The organism is Corallococcus exercitus (genome assembly GCF_003611585.1).
In the GTDB taxonomy this organism is placed as follows: domain Bacteria; phylum Myxococcota; class Myxococcia; order Myxococcales; family Myxococcaceae; genus Corallococcus; species Corallococcus exercitus.
This window is the reverse complement of record NZ_RAVW01000583.1, coordinates 1-4,638: the sequence shown is the minus strand read 5'-3', so window position 1 is coordinate 4,638 and position 4,638 is coordinate 1. Positions and strand designations below refer to the sequence as shown.

The window sequence follows — 4,638 nt, the reverse complement described above, 5'->3', positions numbered from 1 at the left end:
GGGCTACACTCCGGGGCAGAATGTCCGCCTCGCAGGTCGCCGAAGCGCTGTATGCCGCCCACAAGTCCCGAGCCACCGGCCGGCTGACGCTGCACGCCGGTGGACGCGAGTCCGCGCTATGGCTGCGCGAGGGCGACCTCGTGGGCGCGCGGCTGGGCTTCGGGTACCAGACGCCGGCGCAGGCGCTCTTCCAGAACGGGCTGTTGGGCGTGGACGCCCTGGACGCGCTGTGGGCGCGGGGTGGGGCGGCGGCGCCGGACGACGAGCTGCTGGAGGACAGCGGGCTGAAGCCCGCGGTGGTGCACGAGCAGCAGGTGCTGGCGCAGGTGCGAAGGCTGAGCGAGCTGGCGGAGCGCGCGGACTTCGAGGCGGAGGCGGTGGAGGCGGCGGGAGGCTTCGCGCCCATCGCGGGCGTGCGGGTGGTGCGCGCGGCGCTGGAGCCGGCCCCGAGTGAGGCCGTGCCCGCGAGGGTCTACCGCTGCCCGGAAGTGGCGGCGTGCGAGCCGTGGCTGACGGATGCGTCGGAGCGGGGGTTGTTGGAGACGCTGGGAGCGTTCCGGCAGCCAGAGGCGCTGACGGGGGCACAGCAGGCGCTACTGCGAGTGCTGGAGCGAGAGGGCCGCATCGAGGCCCTGTCGGTGGAGGAGTGGGAGGAGCGCGAGCGGCTGCGGCGCGAGGAGGAGCTGCGGCAGGCGGAGGAGGAGGCCTGGGCCATCGAGGAGGCGCGCCGGCGCGAGGAGGCGGAGCGGCGCGCGGAGGAGGCGAGGCTCGCGGAGCTGGCGCGGCTGGAGGCGGAGCGGCTGGCGGAGGAGGCGAGGCTCGCTGAAGAGGCGCGGCTGGCGGAACTGGCGCGCATCGAGGCGGAGCGGTTGGCGGAGGAGGCTCGGCTCCGGGCGCTGGAAGAGGCACGGCTGGCGGAGGAGGCACGGCTTCGCGCGGAGGAGGAGGCGCGACTCGAAGCGGAGCGGCTGGCGGAGGAGGCTCGGCTCGCGGAGTTGGCGAGGATTGAAGCGGAGCGGCTGGCGGAAGAGGCACGGCTGGCGGAGGAGGCTCGGCTCGCTGAGGAGGCCCGGCTCGCGGAAGAGGCACGGCTGGCGGAGGAGGCTCGGCTCGCTGAGGAGGCCCGACTCGCGGAAGAGGCGCGTCTGGCCGAAGAGGCTCGGCTCGCTGAGGAGGCCCGGCTCGCTGAAGAGGCACGGCTGGCAGAGGAGGCTCGCCTCGCGGAAGAGGCTCGGCTCGCGGAACTGGCGCGCATCGAAGCGGAGCGGCTCGCTGAGGAGGCTCGGCTCGCGGAACTGGCGCGCATTGAAGCTGAGCGGCTCGCTGAGGAGGCCCGACTCGCGGAGCTTGCGCGCATCGAAGCGGAGCGACTCGCTGAGGAGGCCCGGCTCGCTGAGCTTGCGCGCATTGAAGCTGAGCGATTGGCGGAAGAGGCACGGCTTGCGGAACTGGCGCGCATCGAAGCCGAGCGTTTGACTGAGGAAGCTCGACTGGCTGAGCTTGCGCGCATCGAAGCCGAGCGTCTCGCGGAAGAGGCTCGGCTTGCGGAATTGGCGCGCATCGAAGCGGAGCGCCTCGCGGAGGAGGCCCGGCTCGCGGAGTTGGCACGCATCGAAGCGGAGCGGCTCGCTGAGGAGGAGCGGCTCGCGGAGCTTGCGCGCATTGAGGCCGAACGTCTCGCGGAAGAGGCACGGCTTGCCGAAGAGGCTCGGCTTCGTGCTGAGGAAGAAGCTCGCCTCGCAGAAGAGGCCCGGCTAGCGGAGGAGGCGCGGCTTCGCGCCGAGGAAGATGCTCGGCTCGCGGAAGAGGCACGGCTCCGGGCGATCGAAGAAGCGCGGCTGGCTGAAGAGGCAAGGCTCGCGGAAGAGGCCCGGCTTCGTGCCGAGGAGGAGGCCCGCCTGGCGGAAGAGGCCCGACTCCGCGCGATTGAAGAGGCACGCCTTGCCGAGGAGGCACGCCTCGCGGAAGAGGCTCGGCTTCGCGCGGAGGAGGCGCGGCTCGCTGAAGAGGCGCGTCTGGCCGAGGAGGCACGCCTCGCCGAAGAAGCACGGCTGCGTGCGGAGGAAGAGGCCCGCCTCGCGGAAGAGGCTCGCCTTCGCGCCGAAGAGGAAGCCCGGCTGGCGGAGGAGGCTCGGATTGCGGAAGAGGCCCGGCTCGCCGAGGAAGCCGCTCGAGTTGAGGCGGAGCGCCTTGCCGAAGAAGCTCGACAGGCGGAGGAAGCGCGCCTCGCCGAGGAGGCCCGGCTTCGTGCCGTTGAAGAGGCCCGGCTCGCGGAACTGGCGCGCATTGAAGCCGAACGTCTCGCGGAAGAGGCACGGCTTGCGGAAGAGGCCCGTCTCGCCGAAGAGGCTCGCCTTCGCGCGGAGGAAGAGGCGCGTCTCGCAGAGGAGGCTCGGCTAAGGGCCATCGAAGAAGCGCGGCTCGCGGAGGAGGCTCGGCTCGCGGAAGAGGCTCGGCTTCGGGCGATCGAGGAGGCCCGGCTGGCCGAGGAGGCCCGACTCGCGGAAGAAGCCCGGCTTCGCGCGGAGGAGGAAGCGCGGTTGGCCGAAGAGGCCCGCCTCGCGGAAGAGGCTCGCTTGGCCGAGGAGGCCCGGCTCGCCGAAGAGGCTCTGCTTCGCGCTGAAGAGGAAGCGCGCTTGGCCGAGAAGGCCCGGCTCGCCGAAGAGGCTCGGCTTCGTGCGGAGGAAGAGGCGCGCCTCGCTGAAGAGGCGCGCCTCGCTGAAGAGGCGCGGCTGGCCGAAGAGGCTCGCCTCGCGGAAGAAGCCCGCCTTCGTGCGGAGGAAGAAGCCCGGTTTGCGGAGGAGGCCCGCCTTGCTGAAGAGGCACGCCTTCGTGCGGAGGAAGAAGCCCGGTTTGCGGAGGAGGCCCGCCTTGCTGAAGAGGCACGCCTTCGTGCGGAGGAAGAAGCCCGTTTGGCGGAAGAAGCCCGCCTCGCGGAAGAAGCCCGGCTTCGTGCCGAAGAGGAGGCTCGCCTCGCGGAAGAGGCGCGGCTCGCGGAAGAAGCCCGGCTTCGTGCGGAGGAAGAAGCGCGGCTGGCCGAGGCGGCTCGGCTCGCTGAAGAGGCTCGACTCGCGGAAGAGGCGCGGCTGGCTGAAGAGGCTCGACTCGCGGAAGAAGCTCGCCTTCGCGCAGAGGAAGAGGCGCGCCTGGCCGAGGAGACTCGGCTCGCTGAAGAAGCCCGTCTTGCAGAAGAGGCACGGCTGCGCGCGGAGGAAGAAGCGCGGCTCGCTGAAGAAGCTCGGCTTGCTGAGGAGGTACGGCTCCGCGCTGAGGAGGAGGCTCGTCTCGCCGAGGAGGCTCGACTCGCCGAGGAGGCTCGACTCGCCGAGGAGGCTCGACTCGCCGAGGAGGCTCGACTCGCCGAGGAAGAACGCCTCCGCGCGCTTGAGGAAGCACGGCTGGCCGAGGAGGCTCGCCTTGCTGAAGAGGCGAGCCTCGCCGAAGAAGCACGGCTGGCGGAGGAGGCTCGGCTTCGTGCTGAAGAGGAGGCGCGTCTCGCAGAGGAGGCCCGACTTCGCGCAGAAGAAGAGGCTCGTCTGGCGGAAGAGGCACGCCTGGCCGAAGAGGCTCGCCTTCGCGCCGAGGAAGAAGCTCGCCTCGCTGAAGAGGCGCGACTCCGCGAGGTTGAAGAGGCTCGACTCGCGGAAGAGGCGCGACTCGCAGAAGAAGAGCGACTCCGTGCGCTTGAGGAGGCTCGGCTCGCTGAAGAGGCTCGCCTTCGTGCAGAAGAAGATGCCCGGCTGGCGGAAGAGGCTCGCCTTCGTGCCGAGGAGGAAGCACGCATAGCCGAAGCCGCGCGGCTCGCGGAAGAAGCACGGCTGGCGGAGGAGGCTCGCCTCGCGGAAGAGGCTCGGCTCCGTGCGGAGGAAGAGGCCCGCCTCGCGGAAGAGGCTCGGCTGGCCGAGGAGGCTCGCCTCGCGGAAGAGGCTCGGCTCCGTGCGAAGGAAGAGGCTCGCCTCGCGGAAGAGGCTCGGCTGGCCGAGGAGGCCCGACTCGCGGAAGAAGCCCGGCTTCGCGCGGAGGAGGAAGCGCGGTTGGCCGAAGAGGCCCGCCTTCGCGCTGAAGAAGAGGCGCGCCTGGCAGAAGAGGCCCGCCTCGCTGAAGAGGCACGGCTCGCTGAAGAGGCACGGCTCGCTGAAGAGGCCCGCCTTCGTGCAGAGGAGGAAGCCCGTTTGGCTGAGGAGGCCCACCTCGCCGAAGAAGCACGGCTTCGTGCGATTGAAGAAGAGCGTCTGGCCGAAGAGGCTCGCCTCGCGGAAGAGGCCCGTCTTCGCGCGATCGAAGACGCTCGCCTCGCGGAAGAGGCGCGGCTCGCGGAAGAAGCCCGGCTGCGTGCGGAGGAAGAAGCGCGGCTGGCTGAAGAGGCTCGACTCGCGGAAGAAGCCCGGCTGGCGGAAGAGGCTCGTCTCGCCGAAGAGGCCGCTCGAATCGAAGCCGCACGCCTCGCCGAGGAAGCTCGCGTTCACGCCGAAGCCGAAGCACGGCGGCTCGCCGAAGAAGCCCGCCTCGCAGAGGAAGCCCGTCAGGCCGAACTCCACCGCCTCGCCGAACAGGCCCGTGCCGCCGAAGCCGCCCGCCTCGCCGAAGAGGCCCGCGCCGCCGAGGCGCAGCGCCTGTCCGAACAGGGCAAGCCCGCCC

The 4,638-nt window shown here is 71.2% G+C and carries 1 protein-coding gene; it reads left to right on the top strand.

Going from position 1 to position 4,638, the window contains the following annotated elements:
* Positions 1 to 20: 20 nt before the first annotated feature.
* On the top strand, positions 21 to 4,638 hold a 4,618-nt coding region (locus tag D7W79_RS39045; RefSeq protein ID WP_120530312.1), incomplete at its 3' end, for a hypothetical protein.